The following is a 21,024-nucleotide window of genomic DNA, read 5'->3' as shown; positions in this document are numbered from 1 at the left end:
TATCGGAACAGAGTTAAAAAAAGCCTCAAAAAAGGGGCTTTTTTTATGCCTGAAATTAGGTACACTGATTTCATAGTTTCCGGGGTATAAAATCTATGAAAGGACTTCATCGTCAATCTAACTTATTATCAAAGTTTGTTCGTACAGAATTAATAGATCAACAACAGGCAGCTGACACCTTTAAAGTATGTCAGCAATCCAAGCAGCCGATTCTCGATTATATTATCGATGAGTTAAAGATTGACTCACACACGATTGCCAAAACATTGTCAAAGAGTTTCGGTTACCCTCTGGTCGAAATCAAAGATTTTGACTTAGATAGCCTGCCTGAAGGTCTGCGCAATCAAAAGCTAATTATCAAACACCGCGCAATGCCACTTTATCTTAGAGCAGGCGTCCTTCACATTGCCGTATCCGACCCAACCAATCATGATGCACTGGAAGAGTTCCAGTTCAATACCGGCCATACCACTGAATTCGTACTTGTCGATCGTTCCAGCCTTGAAAAGCAAATTGAAGCCTACCTGGATAACGAAGCGGATGCGCTAGAAATTACCGAACTTGATAACGAAGAGCTCAGCGGTATAGACGTTGCTGAAACAGAAGACAAAGACGATGACTCCGGTGGTGAAAATGATGCACCTATCGTTGTTTATATTAATAAAATCTTACTTGATTCAATAAAAAAAGGCGCATCTGATTTACATTTTGAGCCATTTGAGAAGAAGTTTCGCATCCGCTTTCGTATCGATGGGGTGTTACAAGAGGTCGCCACTCCACCGGTAGGCCTCGCCAGCCGGTTAACCGCCCGATTAAAAGTTATGTCGAAACTCGATATTGCCGAACGTCGGGTTCCTCAGGATGGTCGAATAAAGCTAAATATTACTAAGAATAAAGCTATCGATTTTCGTGTTTCCACCCTGCCCACCATGTGGGGCGAAAAGGTAGTAATGCGTATCCTGGATTCTTCCAGCGCAAAACTTGGTATCGATATTCTCGGTTACGAAGAACAACAAAAAGCCATGTATCTGGAGGCACTCAGTAAGCCTCAGGGTATGATCCTGGTAACCGGTCCAACCGGTTCCGGTAAAACCGTATCCCTGTACACAGGTTTGAACATTCTCAATACTGAAGAACGCAATATCTCCACCGCCGAAGACCCGGTAGAAATTAACCTTGAAGGGGTGAACCAGGTTCAGATCAATAACAAGGCAGGGTTGACTTTCGCAGAAGCGTTAAAATCTTTCCTGCGTCAGGATCCGGATATCGTCATGGTGGGTGAGATACGGGATTTGGAAACCGCAGAAATCGCCATTAAAGCCGCGCAAACCGGTCACTTAGTATTATCTACCCTGCACACTAACTCTGCGGCAGAAACCTTAACCCGCTTGCTAAATATGGGGGTGCCTTCCTATAACGTTGCCAGTTCAGTGAGTCTGATTATTGCCCAGCGACTCGCCAGACGTTTGTGTAACCATTGTAAAGAAGAAGACCATGTCAATGATGAGGCGTTACTGGAAATCGGCTTTAAACCGGAAGAGTTAAACGATTTGATCATATACAAACCAGTTGGTTGTGAGGAATGCACTGCCGGTTATAAAGGCCGAGTCGGCATCTACGAAGTGATGAAAATTTCTGAAAAAACTGCGGAAATTATTATGCAGGGCGGTAACTCTCTGCAGATTGCCAATCAGGCCCAACAGGAGGGTTATAACAACCTTCGCCAATCGGCATTGCAAAAAGCAAAAGCAGGTGTCACTAGTCTTGCAGAAGTCAGCAGGGTTACGGCATAGACACGACACAATAAAGCGCAGAAAGTATTAAATTGAGTTGCCCCCTAACAACAAGAGAATAACAGGTAATTATCCATGGCAGTGACTGCAGCAAAAAAAGCGCCAAAAGTAAAAGAGCTGGAGACCTTCATTTGGGAAGGGGTAAACCGCAAAGGCAAGAAAATTAAAGGGGAGCTGTCGGCTTCCAATATCGGTGAGTTAAAGGCCCAACTGCGAGCACAGGGTGTCACCCCTTTAAAGCATAAGAAGAAGCCAAAACCGTTATTTGGCATGGGGGGTGGTAATAAAAAAATTGTCCCCAAAGATATCGCCATTATGACCCGACAAATAGCGACGATGTTGGGTGCCGGTGTGCCTTTAGTGCAATCCATTGAGATGATTGGTAAAGGCTCCGAAAAACCTGCTATGCAGCAGCTACTGGGAGAAATAGGTGCTCGTGTACAGGCCGGTATCCCGCTCTCCGATGCGTTGCGTGAGCATCCAAAATATTTTGATGGTCTCTACTGTGATTTAGTACAATCTGGTGAGCAATCCGGTGCTCTGGAAACTATCTACGATAGAATCGCTCTTTATAAAGAAAAAGCCGAAGCCCTTAAATCAAAAATTAAAAAGGCAATGACCTATCCGATTGCGGTTATCGTGGTAGCAGCAATCGTGACCTCTATCTTGTTAATAAAAGTTGTTCCGACCTTTGTTGATATTTTTGCAAGCTTTGACGCGGAGCTGCCAGCATTTACTCGTTTCGTAGTGAGTATTTCCGATATGATGGTGGCCTCCTGGTACTTTGTGTTGGCAGGCTTATTCATCGCTGGCTACCTGTTTAAGCAAGCGCACTTAAAGAGTCAGGATTTTCGCGATAAGGTTGATAAAGCAGTACTGAAAATACCGGTAATCGGGATGATCTTAGATAAAGCCGCTGTTGCCCGATTTTCCCGTACTCTATCGACGACCTTTGCCGCCGGTGTGCCATTAATTGACGCCTTGGAATCAGCGGCCGGTGCTTCCGGTAATGCCGTTTACCGGGATGCTATACGAGAAATTCGCACCGAGGTTGCAGCTGGTATGCAAATGAACCTTGCGATGCGAAATGTAAACGTATTTCCCGATATGGTTATTCAAATGGTTAGCATTGGTGAGGAATCTGGTGCCTTGGATGATATGCTTGCCAAGGTCGCGACCGTTTATGAACAGGAAGTTGATGATGCGGTAGACGGATTAACTGCCCTGCTTGAACCTATGATTATGGCGGTGTTAGGTGTGGTGATTGGTGGCCTGATTATTGCCATGTACCTGCCTATTTTCCAAATTGGTATGGTTGTCTAACCTCCACAACATCTTGTATGCCTATAAAGGGTAAGCCGGTTGCTTACCCTTTCTGTTTTAAGGATTATATTTTGTTTTCCGATTTTATTACCCTGTTTGAACAATTACCTTACGTTTATTATGTCGCCGTGTTAATTCTCGGTCTACTGATTGGCAGTTTCCTGAATGTGGTCATTTTACGCTTACCGAAAATGATGGAAGCCGAATGGTATCAAGAATGTTGCGAGTTCCTCGCCGACAAGCTTTCAAAAGACACCCAGAAAACGCTAAAACAACAGGCACCTGAAAAAATTACCCTTATTCACCCAGCGTCTACCTGCCCAAAATGCCAGCATAAAATTAAACCCTGGGAGAATATTCCGGTTGTGAGCTGGATATTCCTGCGTGGCAAATGCTCTTCCTGCAAAACATCAATATCTCCTCGCTATCCAATCATTGAGCTGGTAACGGGATTGTTGTCTTTGTATGTCGCTTATCACTATGGCGTATCCTGGCAAGCCCTGGCTATGCTTTTGCTTACCTGGTGTCTTGTCGCGTTAACCATGATTGATTTCGATAAGATGATTTTACCGGATCAAATCACTCTGCCATTGATATGGATAGGTCTGCTATTAAATTTAAATGGCATGTTTGTAGATATTGAGCAGGCCGTGCTGGGCGCCGTTGCTGGCTACATGAGTTTGTACACGATATTTTGGCTATTTAAGCTGATAACCGGCAAGGAAGGTATGGGTTTTGGAGATTTTAAGCTGGTAGCGGTATTTGGCGCATGGTTTGGATATGCATTACTGCCATTACTGATATTAATGGCATCTTTAGTAGGTGCTGTTATCGGTATCGCACTGATGGTATTTAAAAACCATGAAGGTTCAAAACCGATTCCGTTTGGTCCTTATCTCGCCATTGCTGGCTGGATAACGGCTTTGTTTGGTGAAGATATCTGGTCCTGGTATATGGGACTACTGGTATAGTCGAATCGTAAAGTGCCAGCGTGATATCTTAAAATTTGATTAGGAACCCAATTTGTCTGAATTAATCATAGGTCTGACCGGCGGTATAGGTTCGGGTAAAACCACGGTCGCAAATTTATTTGAGCAATATGACATCGAAATTATCGACGCCGATATCGTTGCCCGACAAGTGGTAGAAAAAGGTTCTGAAGCGCTAAACCAGATAAAGAATCAGTTTGGTAATGATTATCTGTTGGCAGATGGGTCTTTAAACCGTGCCAAGCTGCGTACTAAGGTTTTTTCTGACCAAAAGGCAAAAGAATGGCTGAATGCGCTTTTACATCCACTTATTCGTAAATCAATGCTGGAACAATGTCAGCAGGCTAAAAGCCCGTATTGTCTGTTAGTGGCACCTCTTCTAATCGAAAACGGCCTTAACCGATTAGTCGACAAAGTGCTGGTTATTGACGTGTCCGTCGAAGAACAAATAAAACGGACAGTCGAAAGAGACAACAACAACAGGGAGCAAGTAGAGGCCATCATATCCTCACAGGTTGAACGTCAGGAACGTTTGAAACATGCGGACTTTGTCATTGAAAATACCACCGGAGAGCAACAACAATTGCTCTCTAAAGTGGAGAGTATGCATAGGGAATTTATAAAATTACTCGTAAAAGAGTAATAACCCCACCCGCTCTCCGATAAAAATAACCTTAAAGCCCAAAGAGTTAGGATCAGCGTAAATTTTTCTTCAAAAATTTAAAAGGTTTCGAATCTTTTTTCATATTTATCACTTTTTGCACAATTTTTACTGTCCCCTAGTTTAAAAAATTGTTAAGTTACTAAAATCAGGTGTGGATCAGAAGCACTAAATTAGTAAGTATCGCGCTATTTCCCCCAGATACGCCAAAAGAATAATAAGAAAAAATTGCATATGTCCGAGATACTGTACGAGCATCCGATGAATGAGAGGATTCGTAGCTACCTGAGGCTGGAACAATTGTTCGAGCAGGTGCACGGATCACTCGGTGATGACTTCGAAAATAGTTACCCTCTGTTTTTTAACGCTTTATTCGCGATTCTGGATACCCTTGATCGCCATGATATCCGTGGTGATTTGATCAAAGATTTGGAAAAACTGGAGCGTAACCTGACAACCTGGGGAACCTCGCCAAACGTTGACAATAAAACGTTGCAACAAAATCTGCATGCTGCGAAAGCGTTATCGACTATTTTTCGCTCCAAAAACCCACTTTGGTCGGAGCTCAAAAATGATAAGTTTTTGGACGGATTAAGAAAACGATTTACGCTTCAGGGCGCATATTCAGGTTTCGACCTTCCGGCCTTGACCTTCTGGTTCCACCAACCGCCTATTTTGATTCGCGAAGATATTAATCGCTGGCTCGCCGAAATTAACTGCCTTGAACATGCGTTAACCCTGATCCTGAAATTTATCAGACAACGATCAGAATTTGAAAATATCGAATCAGATAACAGTTTTTATCAGGACAGCGGTGAAGGTTTACAAATGCTTAGGGTAAAGCTCAACAAAAGTGTCGATTATTTCCCTAGCGTAAGTGGTAATCATTTTCGTTATTCGATTCGATTTATGGAATTGTGCGAGCGCAAAGGACAGCAATATATCAACGACAAAGTAAGCTTTAAATTAGCGAAGTGTTAAATAGACTTTGATGATAAATTAATGTTTAACAATATTTCACTGAAATTATTAATTTTATCTTCTTTCGGGTTAAGTCTGATACTTTATTCAGAATATCAGCAAATAAAAGATAGAAATATCCCCATACCTGAGTCTGAATTTCCAGTATTTCGAATAGCGCACGCCGGCGGCAATGTGGGAGGGCAGTCATACACTAACTCTATACAAGCACTAGAGGTTAACGCAGAAAAATCTTTTAAATATTTTGAAATAGACTTTTCTTTTACTAAAGACGATCAACTTGTTTGCCTACACAATTGGACTAGCAATTTTGAGGATATATTTGGCTATAGAACAAAAGAAAAATTAACCCTTGAAGAATTCAATTATTTGTTAGACTCAAAAAAAGGGCGGTTTCAAAACTGTACATTAGAATCACTTTCTTATTGGATGAAAAAATATCCAGATACTATTCTTGTGACTGACGCGAAAGAAAGGAACTTAGAAGCATTGACGATGATTTTTAACAGTATTCCACACGCAGCTGATAGAGTTATTCCGCAAATCTACAATCCAGAAGATTTTTATACTGTTAGGGAAATCGGCTTTAATTATGTCATTTGGACGCTTTACAAATTCAAAGAAGATGACAAAACGGTACTATCCTGGGCCAAGCAATTTGATAACAAAGTTGCGGTAACTATGCCACTGTACAGAGCTAACACGACATTACCTAAAGAATTGAATAAATTAAACATTCCCAGTTATTCACATACAATAAACGATTTAAATTTATTTAAATATCTTCAGCAAAAGGGGATCAGCGAAATATATACGGATATAATTCAACCCAGTCCCCCTGAATCCTAATGAGTCAAACTATCTAAATTAGAATTTGGATACCCAATAAATTTTTGCAATTTCATAAAGTTCATAAGGTGCTTAGATTGTTCGATTTTCGACACATCTTCGGGATCTGCCAACCGACACAAAAAGCGTTCATCGGCATAACATTCCCCGCTGAAATTGTCACAATATGAAGGCGAATTAAAGCAACTACTGTCCCCATATTTTAATGCATAGTCGTTGAAACCAAGATTAAATACTATTCTGTCAACATTTGTAGCATATTCACCTAACAAAGGCCTGCCAATAACTGACATAGACTTGTTGTAACCCAACATAGACAAGATTGTTGGCATTATATCAAGATGACTTGTTAATATTTGGGAACGATTTGGATTGATACCATAATGCCAAAACAGTAAAGGGGTTTGAAATAAAGCGTCTTGCTGTTCTATCTCATCCACGAGATGGTTTGGATAAACTGGTACTCCATGGTCACCAGTAATTACAATCAGTGTATTCTGATACAAAGGTGAACGCTCGAATTCTTCCCAAAATTCCCCTAACGCCAGATCAAAATATGTAACCCCCTTGACATAATCGTTATATTCGGGATTTTCATTGTCAATATGTAAGGAATTTATGGATTCATCTTGATAATCCCAGTTAAATGGCTTGTGGTTTGTGACTGTTAGAATTTGAGCAAAAAACGGCTCAGGCTCGTTTTCAAGCTCAGCTAGGGCGTACCTAAATACAGCCTTATCACTGATTCCCCATCCAATCATTTCATCATTTAATTCTGGGGAAGTTGCAAGCATCGCATTTAAGTCAATAAGCTCCTGGAAACCAAGACTAGGATGAAACACCCCACGATTATAAAACTCTATCTCATTTCCATGAAAAAATTTCGTTTTGTATCCTTGCCTGGTTAATACGTTTGGTAAACAATCACCGTTAAAAGCTCCATACCTGACCGAATATGGAACTTCCATATTCAAATCCAAATTACTACATAGTATCGATTGCTCTGATTTAATGGTATATAAAGACGTGCTATAGGCATTAGTAAACGAAGCAGATTCTTTGACAATGCGATTAAAATTTGGAGTGAATGATTGTTTTCTTTGGTTTTGACCAACTTCAAAAGCTCGTAAGCTCTCTGCGATTATAAGAATAACGTTTAGCTTATTTTCGGTTTCTCTAGCTTCAACTGGAACTACTTTGAAAGGATCTCCTTCCACTGGTACAGATACATGATTTGGATATGCAGCGATTAATTCTGTAAAATTTGAATAGTTATATTTATCTGGTAATCGAGTAGCTGGATTCTGGAGAATTGAATTTGCTAATAATGTATCTTCGGCTGAAATGTCGTGCTCATTTTTAAACAGTGCGCTTCTAGCTAAATACATAATAGGGTTTTCATCTTCAAATTTATAGTGTTGAAATTGATTGATGTTTAGAGGGTCGCTGATTCGCTCCTTATCCGAAAAAATCGATATTGTGTATGTTGTCAAAGTTAAATTAATAGCAACGATTGCAGATGTTGCAATAGGAGAGAATTTAAAGTGTAAAGGCTGAGAGAGTTTCCTGACAATAAAGAACACTAAAACAAGAGCAGTTGTCGCAATTGCAAGTTGTAAAATTCCAAAATGCTTAATTGCTATCAGAAATTCCTGAAACATAAACAAAGATCGAATTGAAATGTAGCCCTTATAATGCTCATAGAACAAAAAAGAAACTTGTAACCACATCAATTGAACTCCAACCAACAGAACAACTACATACACCCCCCTTCTTCCCAGTAAGATGAGCAGCACCTTTATAAGCAATATATTTATCAACACTAAAGTTGTAGAATCAACTAATGAGAAAATGCTTTTATGAAAGCCAAAAAATTGAGGGAAAAATATAAGTAGCACAGATAAAACTACTATAAACCAGTTTATTTTTCTTTCTTTAAACACTACTAAACCCGTTAAACCAATTGAAAATATTCATTAAAGCGGATGAAAACATGATACCAATCAGGAGCACCTATTGAAAACAGTAAATTGTCCCACTTGCCAAAAGCAAGTAGTGTGGTGTAGCGAGAATAAATTTCGCCCATTTTGTTGTAAACGCTGCCAATTGATTGACCTTGGCGAATGGGCAGAAGAAAATCATAAAATTTCACAGCCAATGCAAAGCAATGAGCCATTAAATGAGGAAATGCTGGACGCATTGGAGGAGCAATTCCTGCAACACAACAAATTTTTTGTGGATTCCGAGTAGCAACAATTTTAGGTCTAAATAAAATTCCTTGCAGACATGGTTAAGAGATAATAAAAAATGCGAATGGTCTATTAATAAACCATTCGCATTCGTTGTTGATCAGACATGTTGTAACCTTAGTTTTCCTTATTTTTACCTTTGCACCGCTCCTAATGGCGGGCCCATTTTCAAAAAATAAGTCGACTAAGGGGTAACTTGTGATCGTAAGTGTGCGACATTTAAACGTGTCAGGTTATCCATAACAATCTCGTCGTCACTTAGCTCCAGAGCTTTATTGATATCCGTAAACGCCCCTAAGGTATCATCCAGAAAATAACGAACTATCGCTCGATTACTGTATGCCATTGCCGACAAGTATTGAGAGGTTCGATTCTTTTCATTTAACCCAGAGATAGCGGATATCGCCTCACTGCAGGCGGTTTTCGCCGTTAAATATTCTTGGGTCTTAATGTGCAAGGCACACAATCCCATCGATTTTTCATAGTTACGAGATTGCTCTGGTAACGCCGCATTTAATTCAACAGCCCCCGCATCCAAACGACCTGAAGCGATTGCATCGCTACCAGGAGCATCTTTCACTACCGCAACCTTAAACGGTTTCTCGAGGACAGAAAGTCCCGCAAGCTCTTCTGAGTTTGACGCCGCTGACGCCGTGATTAAAGAAAACAGGATTGCACGATAAGCGAATTTCTTTTTCTTTGACATGATTTATTCCTCCCAGGAATGATAAAAATTAACTGTTGCCGTATAGCAACAATGCAACTTTAGTGAAAGAGGTATAAATCTGACAAACGAAAAATGTTGTAGATATAACGTGAATTAAATTCACTCAGCTTTTAAAGTACTTTGATATAGCAAATTCATACTGGGAGTTGTTGGTAGTTAAAGCTGGGATTTCGTTATGTAAAAGGGCCGCCATGATGAAAAGCAGCCCATATGGTTAGTTAATTATCTGTATTCTGAGAATGCCTGCTTTACCCACAAAGCAAAGGTTTCCAATTCCTTGGAGTTTTCAATGTTTTCATGTTGCAGCAGGAAGTATTTATCATTGGTCACTAATTCCTGCTCAAACAACCGGACCAGGTGTTGCTCCTGAAACCAGCTTTGGCTAATAGGCATTGGCACTAGCGCAATACCCATTCCCTGTTGTGCAGCTCGCGCCAGACCAAACATACTGTCAAACTGAATAATTTGTTTAGGGTCAAAATCAATAACCCCAGCCCTTTCTGCCCATTGATGCCAGGACCATGGACGAGACTGGTGCAATATCAGAGGTATTTTCTGCAAAGCCTGAAATCCATCCTGAGCAAATTTTCGGTAAAGTTTTTTACTACAAGCTGGCACATATCGCAAAGGGAAAAGTTCGGTAACGATACTGCCATTAGGTTTGCCATTGGCCAGAACGACGCTTAAGTCGCCACGAGCTGAAGTTGCGCCGGCTTTAGCCGTCTCTAGCTGTAGATTGATATCGGGATTAACATCTGTCCACTCACTCAGTTTTGGTACAAACAATTCGCTTGCAAAAAACTCAGGTAAGCTAACCGTAATCGTTTTATTTTGCTGATTATTGGTAAAATCTGAAATCGTTGTTTCTAAGTCAGTAATAATTGGCTGGACGGCCTTATAAAACTGTTTACCTGCATTAGTTAACTCAATGGACCGAGTCTGTCGTTTGAACAGGTCGGTGCCAAGCTGGTCTTCTAGCTGCTTAATTTGATGGCTAACTGCAGAGGGTGTGAGAAAAAGTTGCCCGGCAGCATGCTTAAAGCTTAAGCATTTAGCGGCAATACAAAAAGATCTGAGTCCACGAATAGGAGTTTGAACGGCCATAATAAGTCATTTATGTTATTGGAATTCCATTAAGTTAAAGCAAATCTTGCGCCAATTTAAATAGCCCGATATCCCCCCTTTTGCATCCCATCCGATGTATTTATCGCACCAAAAACAAGAAGCCGCACCAAAGTCGTGCAACAAATGTAAGATTCATAGGTTAAGAATGAGTTTCGACTCGCCTGCCCGGCCAGGCTGAAATAGTAACCTCTGCTTTTCACTATCCCTTTAGGGGAAATGCCGAAATGCGTTAACCAGCACCGGTCGTTCAGAGAGATACATGGACGTATTGAATGTCGGGATATCATGGATGGCAATATCCCGACGAAATACATGGACGTATTGAATGTAGGGATATCATGGATGACAATATCCCGACTAAATACATGTATAAACCCTCCCTTGCTACCATCCATGGTACGGGAGGATAAATACATCCCTGTGCAAACCCTCCCTTGCTACCATCCATGGTACGGGAGGATAAGCACGTCCGTGTATAAACCCTCCCTTGCTACCATCCATGGTTCGGGAGGATAAGCACGTCCGTGTGCAAAAAAAAAGGGCATCAAAGATGCCCTATAAAAAACCAAATGATACTTTGAAAAATCTGGGGAGATTTCGAAAGCAAAGTTAGAGTAAACAATCTAACTGTTTTTCACAAACAAGAAGAACTAAACTAATGGTTCGAATTTTTTCACTTATAGATTTATCGATATTTTAACCTCTGATGTGAGTTGATATGCCTCGAAACAAAAACCTATCCAGTAAAAATGTTATTACCGGCGTTATTCTTGTTTTTATTGTTGCTTACGTTATTAATCAACCAAGCCCCACTAATCAGCCCGACACTCCTAGAGAGCAACCTGTTGAATTAACAAACAGAGGGGCTGGCATTGAAGCAATTGAGCAAGCGTTCCAAAACCGTCAAGGGGACTTGCAGGTTCAGGCGCAAGGTAAGGTAGAAAGAGTACTTAGCGATGATAATAAAGGCAGTAGACACCAAAGGTTCATTATCCGATTAACCGATACCCAGACGCTGTTGGTTGCCCATAACATTGATTTAGCACCTCGCATAAACAATCTTAAGCCAGGTGATGTTGTCGAGTTTTATGGTGAGTACGAATGGAATGCCAAAGGAGGTGTGATCCATTGGACCCACCACGACCCTCACAAAAGACATGTGGATGGATGGTTAAAGCACAAAGGTAAGATCTATCAGTAGGCTAGTATCTGCTTGCAAATTTAAGTACTTCGTCAACAATAGCAGTATTAGCTTCGGGAAATTCGAGATCTTTTAGTTCGCTAACCTTAAACCAGCCTTGTTCCATCCCCTCCTGGGATTCTGGTTCTGAAGAAAACTGGTCAACGATGAAAACCTCAAGACAAACAGATTTGTCATGGTAATCATGGTTAATTGTTATTAGTGGCTGCATTGCTAAAACATCGATCGCCACTTCTTCCATTAATTCGCGATGAAGTGCCTGGTGTACCGTTTCTCCTTGCTCAACCTTACCCCCAGGAAATTCCCATTTGCCACCTTGATGCTGATGATGATGGCGACGAGTCAGAAACACCTGCTGATCACGGTAAATAACACCTACCGCAACATGCACTCTATTTACCATTGCTTTACCCAAACCCCGTTTAAAGAAAAGGCCGGATAATTCCGGCCTTTCGAATAAATGCTTAGCTTAACTTAACTTACCGTGACACTGTTTATATTTCTTGCCGGAACCACATGGGCAAGGGTCGTTACGGCCTACACGTTGCGCAGGCGCTTCAGAAACCAACGGCCCTGTTGCCGCTTCATGCTGAAGCTTTTGTTGCATTTCCTCAGCCTGTTTACGACGCTGTTCTTCCAGAGCATCGACATCAGATTGCTGCTGAATACGAACTTTAGAAAGAATACTTACGACGTCGTATTTGAGGTTCTCCAGCATATCGGAGAATAATGCAAACGACTCTTTTTTGTATTCTTGCTTAGGGTTCTTTTGAGCATATCCACGTAAGTGAATACCCTGACGTAAATGATCCATCGCAGCCAAGTGCTCTTTCCAATGTGAATCGAGACTCTGTAGCATGATGGCTTTTTCAATTTGACGCAGCGCATCAGGGCCTACTTGAGCTTCTTTTTCAAGATACGCCTGTTCAACGCTATCTATGATCTTTTGTCGTAGGGATTCCTCATGAAGTTTTTCGTCTTCTTCAAGCCATTTTGCAATCGGCAGGTCGATAGTCAGTTCGCCACGTAATTGCTCTTCTAATCCTTGGATATCCCACATTTCTTCCAAAGACTGAGGAGGGATATGCTGAGAAATCATGCCATCTAACACATCCTCACGAACCACTTTAATGGTCTCACCGATATCGCCATCTTCTAGTAATTCATTACGTTGCTCGTAAATGACTTTACGCTGATCATTGGCAACATCATCGTATTCTAGCAATTGTTTACGAATGTCAAAGTTACGTTGTTCAACCTTACGCTGAGCATTCTCAATACTGCGGGTAACCCACGGATGTTCGATCGCTTCTCCGTGCTCCATGCCAAGTTTACGCATCATATTAGCAATACGCTCTGATGCAAAGATACGCATCAGGCCATCTTCCATAGAGAGATAAAAGCGGGTTGAACCCGGATCACCCTGACGACCAGAACGACCACGTAATTGGTTATCTATCCGGCGGGATTCATGACGTTCAGTGGCGACAATATGCAATCCGCCCAGCTCAAGCACTTTGTTATGCTCTTCTTGCCACTGTTCGCTCACTTTGGCAATTTGAGCTTGATCAGCACCGTCGATTTTCGCCAACTCCGATGATAAGTTACCACCTAATACGATATCGGTACCACGGCCTGCCATGTTAGTGGCAATTGTGACAGCGCCAATTTTACCAGCCTGCGCAACAATTTCGGCTTCCTCAGCATGGAACTTAGCATTCAGAACTTTATGCTTAATTTTCTCTTTGCGGAGGAACTTAGACAACATCTCTGATGTTTCAATACTGATGGTACCAACAAGTACTGGCTGGCCTCGCTCAACACAATCTTTAATATCGGCAAGAATCGCTTCAAACTTTTCTTCGGTGGTCAGATAGATCAAATCGGCCATATCATCACGGATCATTGGACGATTGGTTGGGATCACAACGGTTTCAAGACCGTAAATGTGATTGAATTCAAACGCTTCGGTATCTGCAGTACCAGTCATACCGGATAGCTTTTGGTATAAGCGGAAATAATTTTGGAACGTAATCGATGCTAACGTCTGGTTTTCATTTTGAATATTCACACCCTCTTTAGCTTCAACCGCCTGGTGTAAACCTTCTGACCAGCGACGTCCTTCCATCGTACGACCAGTATGTTCGTCAACGATAACGATTTCACCTTCTTTTACGATGTAATCGACATCCTTTTGGAAAAGCTTATGTGCACGTAATGCTGCCATTACATGGTGTAATAGAGCAATCGAGCTTGCTGCGTATAAAGATTCGGATTCTTGCAACAAACCACGTTGCTGAAGAATTTCTTCGACACGAACCTGACCTCGCTCGGTTAAATAAACCTGTTTAGCCTTTTCATCAATGGTGTAATCGCCGGTACTTTCTTCAAATTCCTTGTCTTCCTCTTCCTGGACTTCGAGCTCAGGTACAACAGCATCAATCATTTTGTACAGCTCAGAGCTGTCCTCAGCCTGACCAGAAATAACCAACGGCGTTCTGGCTTCATCAATCAGGATTGAATCAACTTCATCGATGATCGCGTAATGCAGCGGGCGCTGCACACGTTGTGCAGTAGAAAACGCCATATTGTCGCGCAGATAATCGAAACCAAACTCGTTATTGGTACCGTATGTGATATCTGCCGCATAGGCGTTTTGTTTTTCCTGCTGAGAAATATTTGGAATATTACATCCTACCGTCAGCCCCAGGAATTCAAATAACGGACGGGACCAATCTGCATCGCGTCTCGCCAGATAATCGTTAACGGTAATAACGTGAACACCTTTGCCTGTTAAGGCATTAAGGTAAGCGGGCAAGGTTGCAGTGAGGGTTTTACCTTCACCGGTACGCATTTCCGCAATTTTACCTTGATGCAGAACCGTACCACCAATCATTTGCACATCAAAATGACGCATACCAAAGACACGAACCGAGGCTTCACGAACTACGGCAAACGCTTCAACAATTAAACTCTGCAGAGTTTCACCATCTTCAATACGCTGCTTGAATTCGGCAGTTTTCGCTTTTAATTCTTCGTCCGAAAGCGCTTGCAACCCTTCTTCGAGGGCATTAATTTTCTTTACGTCTTTTCCCATTTGTTTGATTAGTCGGTCATTTCGACTACCAAACAACTTTGTCATCATTTTTACAAACATGTTAAATCAAACCATTTCCCTGAAGCCTTGCTTCAGTTTCAATATTTATAAACTTCTTAGTTTAATGTTTAAATTGTTGGTACCGTTTATTTTTTAGGCTTTCGATAAACGTACTTAATCGGATTAATCTGTTGATTATCGCGCAGGATTTCGTAATGAACGTGAGGACCTGTTGAGCGACCTGTACTTCCCATGCGGGCAATAACCTGCCCCTTACTAACCACATCACCAACTTTTACTAATAGCGCCCTATTATGCCCATATCTGGTTTTAAAGCCAGTACCATGATCAATTTCTATCAATTTTCCGTAGCCATAACGCTCAGAAGCCCAACTAACAACACCAGAACCGGTTGCAATTACGTTCGCATTCTCTTTGCCGGCAAAGTCTACACCCTTGTGCATAGTCGGGTTGCCGGTAAATGGGTCCTTACGAATACCATAATATGAAGATAACCAACCTTTACTAATCGGTCTGCCAGATAAGTAACTGTTATCTTCTATGTGGTGACCAAGAGCGAGAGATTCAAGTAGGCTGAATTGATTTTGTTGCTGTTCAACATTTACCGCCAACAAGCCAAGCTGGGATTCCAGTTCGGTTAACGAATTTCGACTAACAATCGTTTCCGTCTGCAATGGTCCACCTGCTGAAGGTAAGGTACTCATATTAAATTCATCTTCAGGAATATTCGCTTCTTTAGCCAGACGTCGTGCAAGTGCATTCAGGCGCAGGATATGACTTTGTAATTCGGCAATTCTGGCAGTTAGTGCCGTGACCTGCAGGGCATCATGATTAATTTCACTTTCGGGCAGTTGTTGCGCCTCAACTAAGGCTACTTCGAGATGATTTGGTACGTCGACAGGCTTTAAGATCCAGTGCATAACAAAACCAGACAATAGAGTAAAACTGGCCAGGATAGCCACCCAGCGTGCTTTACTTAATTGCAGGGAAAATCGAACATTCTTTCCACGGTATAAAACTGTTAAACTCATAATTATTATTCTTTATCGCTTCTTTGGAACTCGCGTTTATCATGTCCCGTATCGAAAAAACGCCTCAGGATTTAGCCAACTTAATTCGCCAGTCTTCTGGCAATTTAGCTGGGTTTAGCGCGAAGGCAAAAACACTGCAAACCCTGGGTACCATTATTGCTGATATCTGCCCGGATATTCCCGATGAAATTTGGCAAGTAGCTAATTGTAGACAAGAAACGGTGATATTAGAAGTCAAATCAGCTGTTTGGGGGCAAAGATTACAATTTGAACGTAATCGTATTTGCCAACAACTGGCAAAGGCAAGCCAAGGGCAACTTACCAAGCTTGAACTTAAAGTAAATCCCTACGGCCATCGCCGGGAAGAGCCGCAAAAAGCCGTAAAAGAAGCGGATAAGCCAGGTAAATACATGTCGGAGAATACCGCCGAACAGCTGCAAGCGGTAGCCAAAAACGCCCCGGCAGGCTTGAAAGAAAAGTTAGAAAAACTCGCTAAACACGCAAACAAAAAGCCTTAACCGGTAAACCCGTTGTAACCCCTGCGATGCAGGATAATTTCGTCCATGTAATCACCCGTGCATCAATCCGTCCATGTGAACCAGGATACTTACGTATATGTATAAAAAAACCGGAGCCAGGCTCCGGTTTTTTCGTAATATTGCTGTTCACAAAAATTTAGTTGTGAGCTAACGCATCCGCATAAGCAATTGGTGCCGGGCGGTTATCTTCATAAGTTACCCACTCCCAGTTTTCGCTTTGCTTAAACACTTCACGCAATAATAAATTATTTAATCCATGTCCTGACTTAAACGCATTAAGTTCACCTAAGATGCTAACGCCAGACATATACAAGTCACCAATCGCGTCCAGGATCTTATGCTTTACAAACTCGTCATCATAACGCAGGTCATCAGCGTTAAGCATGCGATATTCATCAAGAACGATTGCATTTTCCAAGCTGCCACCTAAAGCCAGGTTGTGAGAGCGCAAGAACTCGATATCTTTCATAAAACCGAAGGTTCTGGCGCGGCTAATTTCTTTGATGAATGAGCTACTGGAAAAATCCATGCTCATGGTTTGAGCCGTGTTAGCAATAACCGGGTGATCAAAGTCAATGGCAAAGTTTACCTTAAACCCTTCATAAGGACGAAGTTCTGCCCACTTATCACCTTCTTCAACACGAATCGTTTTCTTAATACGTAAGAAACGTTTTGCAACGGATGCCTCTTCGATCCCAACGGACTGAATCAGATAAACAAATGGTAATGAACTACCATCCATAATTGGGATTTCCGGAGAGTCGACGTCGATAATCAGGTTATCAATACCAAGCCCCGCAACGGCAGCAAGCAAATGTTCAACGGTGGAAATCTGAACACCTTGCTCGTTAACCAGACAGGTACACAACGTCGTCTCGCCCACAGCTTCCGGGCAAGCTTTGATATCGACTACCGGGTCAAGATCTACACGGCGAAAAATAATGCCAGTATTGGCAGGAGCAGGACGGAGAGTGATCTGCACCTTTTCACCTTTGTGTAAACCGACACCTGTTGCCGAAATACTATCTTTTATCGTACGTTGTTTAATCATAATTCGCCTTAATGCTGCGCAAAATTAATCTTTTTTTGTTAACTCAATGTCCAAACAATCCTGAATTTAAACAGTTCAGACCAGTGAGCCGGGGGCGTAATATAACAAAACTCTCATTGGCAGTCAAAATTCCCCCCTCTCAGTTATATAAAAGTGAGAACTTTCAACCGCTTAATTTTTCCCCAAACAGGAGACTTTGGTTAATCTGCCTGCTTACGCAAAAATGCCGGGATATCTAAATAATCCGGGTCAGCACTATTTGCCTGTTGCGGCGCAACCTTCTCTTCCACGTATGGATTTGCTACCGGCTCAGCTTCGGCCGTGTTACCGGCAAAACCACCATTAACAACCATAGGTTCCTGAGCAGGTATATTCGGCACTATGGTGATTTCTGGCTTTTGCGTCACACCAATACCGGTTGCAACAACGGTTACGCGAAGTTCATCAGACATATCCGGGTCAATAACCGCACCAACAACAACCGTGGCATTTTCTGAAGCAAATGCCTTTACAGCATTACCAACGGTTTCAAATTCGTCGATGGAAATATCCATACCTGCTGTGATGTTAACCAGGATACCACGGGCACCCGCCAAATCGACATCTTCTAGTAACGGACTGGAAATTGCAGCTTCAGCCGCTTCTTCAGCACGATCTTCACCAGATGCAATACCTGAGCCCATCATCGCCGTTCCCATTTCTGACATGACAGTGCGAACGTCAGCAAAATCCACGTTAATCAAACCTGGACGGGTAATTAACTCAGCAATACCTTGAACAGCGCCCAACAACACATTGTTTGCGGCTTTGAAAGCGTCAAGAAGACTGGTACCCGGACCAAGCACTTTAAGAAGCTTTTCATTTGGAATTGTGATCAGAGAATCAACATTGCCAGCAAGGAACTCAATGCCCTGTTCGGCATAGTTCATACGCTTTTTCCCTTCAAACGGGAATGGTTTAGTTACGACAGCAACGGTCAAGATGCCCATTTCCTTCGCTACTTCGGCAACGACAGGTGCAGCACCAGTACCGGTGCCACCGCCCATACCGGCAGCAATAAATACCATATCCGACCCTTGTAGAGTCTGGCGAATGGTCTCTCTGTCTTCTTCTGCAGCACGGCGGCCAATTTCAGGGTTGGCGCCCGCACCCAAACCTTTGGTGACATCAGCACCAAGTTGCAAGGTAATGTTTGCAGATGAATTGCGTAAAGCCTGGGAATCGGTGTTAGCAGTGATAAACTCAACCCCTTCAATGGTTTGGTTTACCATATGCTCTACCGCGTTACCGCCGCCGCCGCCGACACCGATAACTTTGATGACCGCTTCCTCGTTGTGGTCGTCCATAAGTTCAAACATAGTTTTCTCCGTCTTTGTTACTTTTTTTGTTCCACCAAAAACTGTATTTCTAAAATTCCTTTAGCAGGGTGCGAAACTTACTCCAAAGCCCCGCCATACCCTCATTACTGCCCGCTTCGGTATTACCCTGATTACTGTGTTGTAAACCATAGTGGAGCAAACCCACTACTGTACTATAACTTGGGTCGTTTACATAGTCCGTTAAGCCTTTAATATTTAACGGAGTTCCTATGCGAACCGGCATCTGGAATATTTCTTCGGCAAATTCTACAACGCCTTCCATTTTCGCTGTACCACCAGTTAATACAATACCAGCAGCGATCTGGTCTTCTAAACCGGTTTCTCTTAATTCTTCCTGAATTAATTCGAACAGCTCATGATACCTAGGTTCGACGACTTCTGCCAGCGTGTGGCGTGACATACTTCTTGCAGGTCGACCGCCAACACTTGGCACTTCGATATTTTCTTCCATCGAAACCATATTTCTTAGCGCACAGGCGTATTGTACCTTGATTTCTTCCGCATGACTCAAAGGTGTACGAAAAATTTTTGCAATATCACTACTTACCTGGTTACCGCCAACGGCAATGACCGCGCTGTGTCGCAGTGCGCCACCAGTAAACACCGAAATATCCATGGTGCCCGCGCCCATATCGACAACACATACACCGAGCTCTTTCTCATCTTCGGTTAATACCGCATAACTTGAGGCGAGTGCAGAAAATATCAACTGGTCGGCATGAAGATCGCAACGTTCAACACACTTGACGATATTTCGTGCCATGTCATTAGCACAGGTAACAATATGGACTTTGGCTTCCATACGAACACCGGACATGCCAATCGGGCTCTTGATCCCTTCCTGACAATCAACGGTATATTCCTGAGGCAATACGTGTAGCATTCTCCGTTCCGCTGACAGCGGCACCGAGCGCGCGGTGTGAATGACGTTATCGACATCTTCTTGCATCACTTCGCTGTCATTAATGGGTACCATGCCATTTTCATTCTGACATTTAATGTGCTTACCGGAGATCCCCAGATAAACATTACCAATTCGACAGTCAGACATTAGCTCGGCTTCATTGATTGCGCGTTGAATGGATTGCATCACTAAAGTCAGGTCGTTGACGCCACCTTTGTCCATGCCCCGGGCAGCATGATGACCAACACCAACAATACTCAGGGTATTATCCGGCGTGACTTCACCAACAACGGCAACGATCTTTGACGTACCGATATCCAGTCCAACCACTAAATTTCTTTCCATTGCTTTAGGCATTACCATTGTGCTCATCTTTTTGTTGTTTGGGTTTAAAGCCGACTGCTAAACCTGTGTCGTAACGCAAATCGACATAATCCACTTGCTGCTGTTCTGTCTGTTGTGCCTTAATTTGTGGATAGGCGTCCATATATCTTTGTAATCGCTTAACCCGGTCTTCACGTCCCAGGTTAAGATAAATACCGTCACTCAATGTCAGCTGCCAGGCAAAGCGCTCGGTCAATACCAGTTCACTAATATCTGACTGAATAAACGTCAGCAGCTCGCTGAGATTACGGTAATTCTCCAGCGCCACTTTTTCGCTGCCCTCCGGGCCGAATAACTTAGGCAATGGATGCGTCACCCGCTCCTGTGCCGCCTGAAAAATGGTGCCATGTTCGTTGATGAAAAAATCCCGATTCCATTGCGCCACCGGTTTTTGATCTTCGACATAAACTCTAAGTTCATTAGGCCATTGCTTTCTGACGGTTACCGAATAAACCCAGGGAAGCGCTTCTACCTGACGCTGGATCTGATTGACATCCAATTGAAAAAAGTTATCCAGCTTCGCCCTGGTAATCGCCGAGACAATTTCATCCCTTTGGGTGTAAGGCATGTTGCCATTAATCACCAAAGACGACACTGGAGCCACATTTTCCTGCATCATCCCCTGCAATACCCGACTCAGGCCAAATACCAAGCCAATACAGGTGACAATAAAAAACACCAACCCAAACCAAAACCGTAGATTTGGTTGCGAGTTTGTCT

Annotated in this window: 19 protein-coding genes; 9 read left to right on the top strand and 10 right to left on the bottom strand. The window is 42.5% G+C overall.

The genetic code is table 11. The features are described from left to right. Nucleotides 1-95 precede the first annotated feature (95 nt). From pilB to FNC98_RS02725, 6 genes are all read left to right on the top strand, one after another. Nucleotides 96-1,793 carry a type IV-A pilus assembly ATPase PilB gene (pilB, locus tag FNC98_RS02750; RefSeq protein WP_143579826.1) on the top strand — a complete coding sequence of 566 codons (1,698 nt, stop codon included), beginning with the start codon at nt 96-98 and terminating at the stop codon, nt 1,791-1,793. A gap of 75 nt (nt 1,794-1,868) precedes the next feature. Further along, complete coding sequence (locus tag FNC98_RS02745) at nt 1,869-3,116, top strand: type II secretion system F family protein (RefSeq protein WP_143579825.1); 1,248 nt, start codon at nt 1,869-1,871, stop codon at nt 3,114-3,116. Nucleotides 3,117-3,187: 71 nt separating this feature from the next. Next, on the top strand, nt 3,188-4,087 hold the full coding sequence (locus FNC98_RS02740) for an A24 family peptidase (protein WP_313904112.1): 900 nt from the start codon (nt 3,188-3,190) through the stop codon (nt 4,085-4,087). Between the two features lie 52 nt (nt 4,088-4,139). Continuing rightward, a complete protein-coding gene (gene coaE, locus FNC98_RS02735; protein ID WP_143579823.1) occupies nt 4,140-4,748 on the top strand; it encodes a dephospho-CoA kinase in 609 nt (202 codons plus the stop codon). A 252-nt stretch (nt 4,749-5,000) separates the two neighbouring features. Then, nucleotides 5,001-5,747 (top strand): cell division protein ZapD, encoded by a 747-nt coding sequence (locus tag FNC98_RS02730; RefSeq protein ID WP_143579822.1) that lies wholly within the window; start codon nt 5,001-5,003, stop codon nt 5,745-5,747. Nucleotides 5,748-5,768: 21 nt separating this feature from the next. After that, nucleotides 5,769-6,596 (top strand): glycerophosphodiester phosphodiesterase family protein, encoded by an 828-nt coding sequence (locus FNC98_RS02725; RefSeq protein WP_143579821.1) that lies wholly within the window; start codon nt 5,769-5,771, stop codon nt 6,594-6,596. On the opposite strand, the gene FNC98_RS02720 is transcribed toward FNC98_RS02725, so the two are convergent. After that, nucleotides 6,593-8,539 (bottom strand): LTA synthase family protein, encoded by a 1,947-nt coding sequence (locus FNC98_RS02720; protein WP_143579820.1) that lies wholly within the window; start codon nt 8,537-8,539, stop codon nt 6,593-6,595. The two genes, FNC98_RS02725 and FNC98_RS02720, sit on opposite strands and share 4 nt — an antisense overlap. Before the next feature lie 112 nt (nt 8,540-8,651). Between FNC98_RS02720 and FNC98_RS02715 the strand changes: the two genes are divergently transcribed. Next, nucleotides 8,652-8,846: a DNA gyrase inhibitor YacG gene (locus FNC98_RS02715; RefSeq protein ID WP_409574573.1), complete on the top strand. Its 195-nt coding sequence runs from the start codon at nt 8,652-8,654 to the stop codon at nt 8,844-8,846. A 183-nt stretch (nt 8,847-9,029) separates the two neighbouring features. Here FNC98_RS02715 and FNC98_RS02710 read toward each other — a convergent pair whose 3' ends face one another. Both FNC98_RS02710 and FNC98_RS02705 read right to left on the bottom strand, forming a co-directional pair. Then, entirely contained in the window at nt 9,030-9,551 is a 522-nt protein-coding gene (locus FNC98_RS02710; RefSeq protein WP_143579818.1) for a hypothetical protein, read from the bottom strand. Between the two features lie 243 nt (nt 9,552-9,794). After that, complete coding sequence (locus tag FNC98_RS02705) at nt 9,795-10,676, bottom strand: LysR family transcriptional regulator (protein WP_143579817.1); 882 nt, start codon at nt 10,674-10,676, stop codon at nt 9,795-9,797. A gap of 739 nt (nt 10,677-11,415) precedes the next feature. On the opposite strand from FNC98_RS02705, the gene FNC98_RS02700 reads away from it, so the two are divergent. Continuing rightward, nucleotides 11,416-11,898, top strand: coding sequence for a DUF3465 domain-containing protein (locus tag FNC98_RS02700; RefSeq protein WP_143579816.1), 483 nt, complete (start codon nt 11,416-11,418; stop codon nt 11,896-11,898). A gap of 1 nt (nt 11,899) precedes the next feature. Here FNC98_RS02700 and mutT read toward each other — a convergent pair whose 3' ends face one another. The 3 genes from mutT to FNC98_RS02685 form a co-directional block, all read right to left on the bottom strand. Continuing rightward, a complete protein-coding gene (gene mutT / locus FNC98_RS02695) occupies nt 11,900-12,301 on the bottom strand; it encodes an 8-oxo-dGTP diphosphatase MutT (protein ID WP_143579815.1) in 402 nt (133 codons plus the stop codon). Between the two features lie 66 nt (nt 12,302-12,367). Then, nucleotides 12,368-15,055, bottom strand: coding sequence for a preprotein translocase subunit SecA (gene secA, locus FNC98_RS02690; RefSeq protein ID WP_143579814.1), 2,688 nt, complete (start codon nt 15,053-15,055; stop codon nt 12,368-12,370). Between the two features lie 86 nt (nt 15,056-15,141). Beyond that, nucleotides 15,142-16,047, bottom strand: coding sequence for a M23 family metallopeptidase (locus FNC98_RS02685; RefSeq protein ID WP_143579813.1), 906 nt, complete (start codon nt 16,045-16,047; stop codon nt 15,142-15,144). Between the two features lie 41 nt (nt 16,048-16,088). On the opposite strand from FNC98_RS02685, the gene FNC98_RS02680 reads away from it, so the two are divergent. After that, complete coding sequence (locus FNC98_RS02680) at nt 16,089-16,565, top strand: DUF721 domain-containing protein (RefSeq protein WP_143579810.1); 477 nt, start codon at nt 16,089-16,091, stop codon at nt 16,563-16,565. Between the two features lie 157 nt (nt 16,566-16,722). On the opposite strand, the gene lpxC is transcribed toward FNC98_RS02680, so the two are convergent. The 4 genes from lpxC to FNC98_RS02660 form a co-directional block, all read right to left on the bottom strand. Next, nucleotides 16,723-17,637 carry a UDP-3-O-acyl-N-acetylglucosamine deacetylase gene (gene lpxC, locus FNC98_RS02675; protein ID WP_143579809.1) on the bottom strand — a complete coding sequence of 305 codons (915 nt, stop codon included), beginning with the start codon at nt 17,635-17,637 and terminating at the stop codon, nt 16,723-16,725. A 200-nt stretch (nt 17,638-17,837) separates the two neighbouring features. Next, nucleotides 17,838-18,995, bottom strand: a complete 1,158-nt coding sequence (gene ftsZ / locus FNC98_RS02670) for a cell division protein FtsZ (protein WP_143579808.1) — start codon at nt 18,993-18,995, stop codon at nt 17,838-17,840. Between the two features lie 49 nt (nt 18,996-19,044). After that, the gene (gene ftsA, locus FNC98_RS02665) at nt 19,045-20,277 is read right to left on the bottom strand and encodes a cell division protein FtsA (RefSeq protein ID WP_144035427.1); all 1,233 of its coding nucleotides are present in this window, start codon (nt 20,275-20,277) and stop codon (nt 19,045-19,047) included. Beyond that, nucleotides 20,270-20,983 (bottom strand): cell division protein FtsQ/DivIB, encoded by a 714-nt coding sequence (locus tag FNC98_RS02660; RefSeq protein WP_260680418.1) that lies wholly within the window; start codon nt 20,981-20,983, stop codon nt 20,270-20,272. The genes ftsA and FNC98_RS02660 overlap by 8 nt, the downstream gene beginning before the upstream one ends. Between the last annotated feature and the right edge of the window lie 41 nt (nt 20,984-21,024).

Source organism: Thalassotalea sp. PS06, from assembly GCF_007197775.1.
GTDB lineage: Bacteria > Pseudomonadota > Gammaproteobacteria > Enterobacterales > Alteromonadaceae > Thalassotalea_A.
Note: the sequence above shows the minus strand (reverse complement) of the source record. Positions and strands in the feature narration are given on the sequence as shown.

Excerpts from the sequence above, each read along its gene's own strand:
- pilB (WP_143579826.1), top strand. The coding sequence starts at position 96 with ATGAAAGGACTTCATCGTCAATCTAACTTATTATCAAAGTTTGTTCGT.
- FNC98_RS02685 (WP_143579813.1), bottom strand. The coding sequence starts at position 16,047 with ATGAGTTTAACAGTTTTATACCGTGGAAAGAATGTTCGATTTTCCCTG.
- secA (WP_143579814.1), bottom strand. The coding sequence starts at position 15,055 with ATGTTTGTAAAAATGATGACAAAGTTGTTTGGTAGTCGAAATGACCGA.
- FNC98_RS02725 (WP_143579821.1), top strand. The coding sequence starts at position 5,769 with ATGTTTAACAATATTTCACTGAAATTATTAATTTTATCTTCTTTCGGG.
- ftsA (WP_144035427.1), bottom strand. The coding sequence starts at position 20,277 with ATGCCTAAAGCAATGGAAAGAAATTTAGTGGTTGGACTGGATATCGGT.
- FNC98_RS02745 (WP_143579825.1), top strand. The coding sequence starts at position 1,869 with ATGGCAGTGACTGCAGCAAAAAAAGCGCCAAAAGTAAAAGAGCTGGAG.
- FNC98_RS02705 (WP_143579817.1), bottom strand. The coding sequence starts at position 10,676 with ATGGCCGTTCAAACTCCTATTCGTGGACTCAGATCTTTTTGTATTGCC.
- ftsZ (WP_143579808.1), bottom strand. The coding sequence starts at position 18,995 with ATGTTTGAACTTATGGACGACCACAACGAGGAAGCGGTCATCAAAGTT.
- lpxC (WP_143579809.1), bottom strand. The coding sequence starts at position 17,637 with ATGATTAAACAACGTACGATAAAAGATAGTATTTCGGCAACAGGTGTC.
- FNC98_RS02730 (WP_143579822.1), top strand. The coding sequence starts at position 5,001 with ATGTCCGAGATACTGTACGAGCATCCGATGAATGAGAGGATTCGTAGC.
- FNC98_RS02680 (WP_143579810.1), top strand. The coding sequence starts at position 16,089 with ATGTCCCGTATCGAAAAAACGCCTCAGGATTTAGCCAACTTAATTCGC.
- FNC98_RS02710 (WP_143579818.1), bottom strand. The coding sequence starts at position 9,551 with ATGTCAAAGAAAAAGAAATTCGCTTATCGTGCAATCCTGTTTTCTTTA.
- mutT (WP_143579815.1), bottom strand. The coding sequence starts at position 12,301 with ATGGTAAATAGAGTGCATGTTGCGGTAGGTGTTATTTACCGTGATCAG.
- FNC98_RS02700 (WP_143579816.1), top strand. The coding sequence starts at position 11,416 with ATGCCTCGAAACAAAAACCTATCCAGTAAAAATGTTATTACCGGCGTT.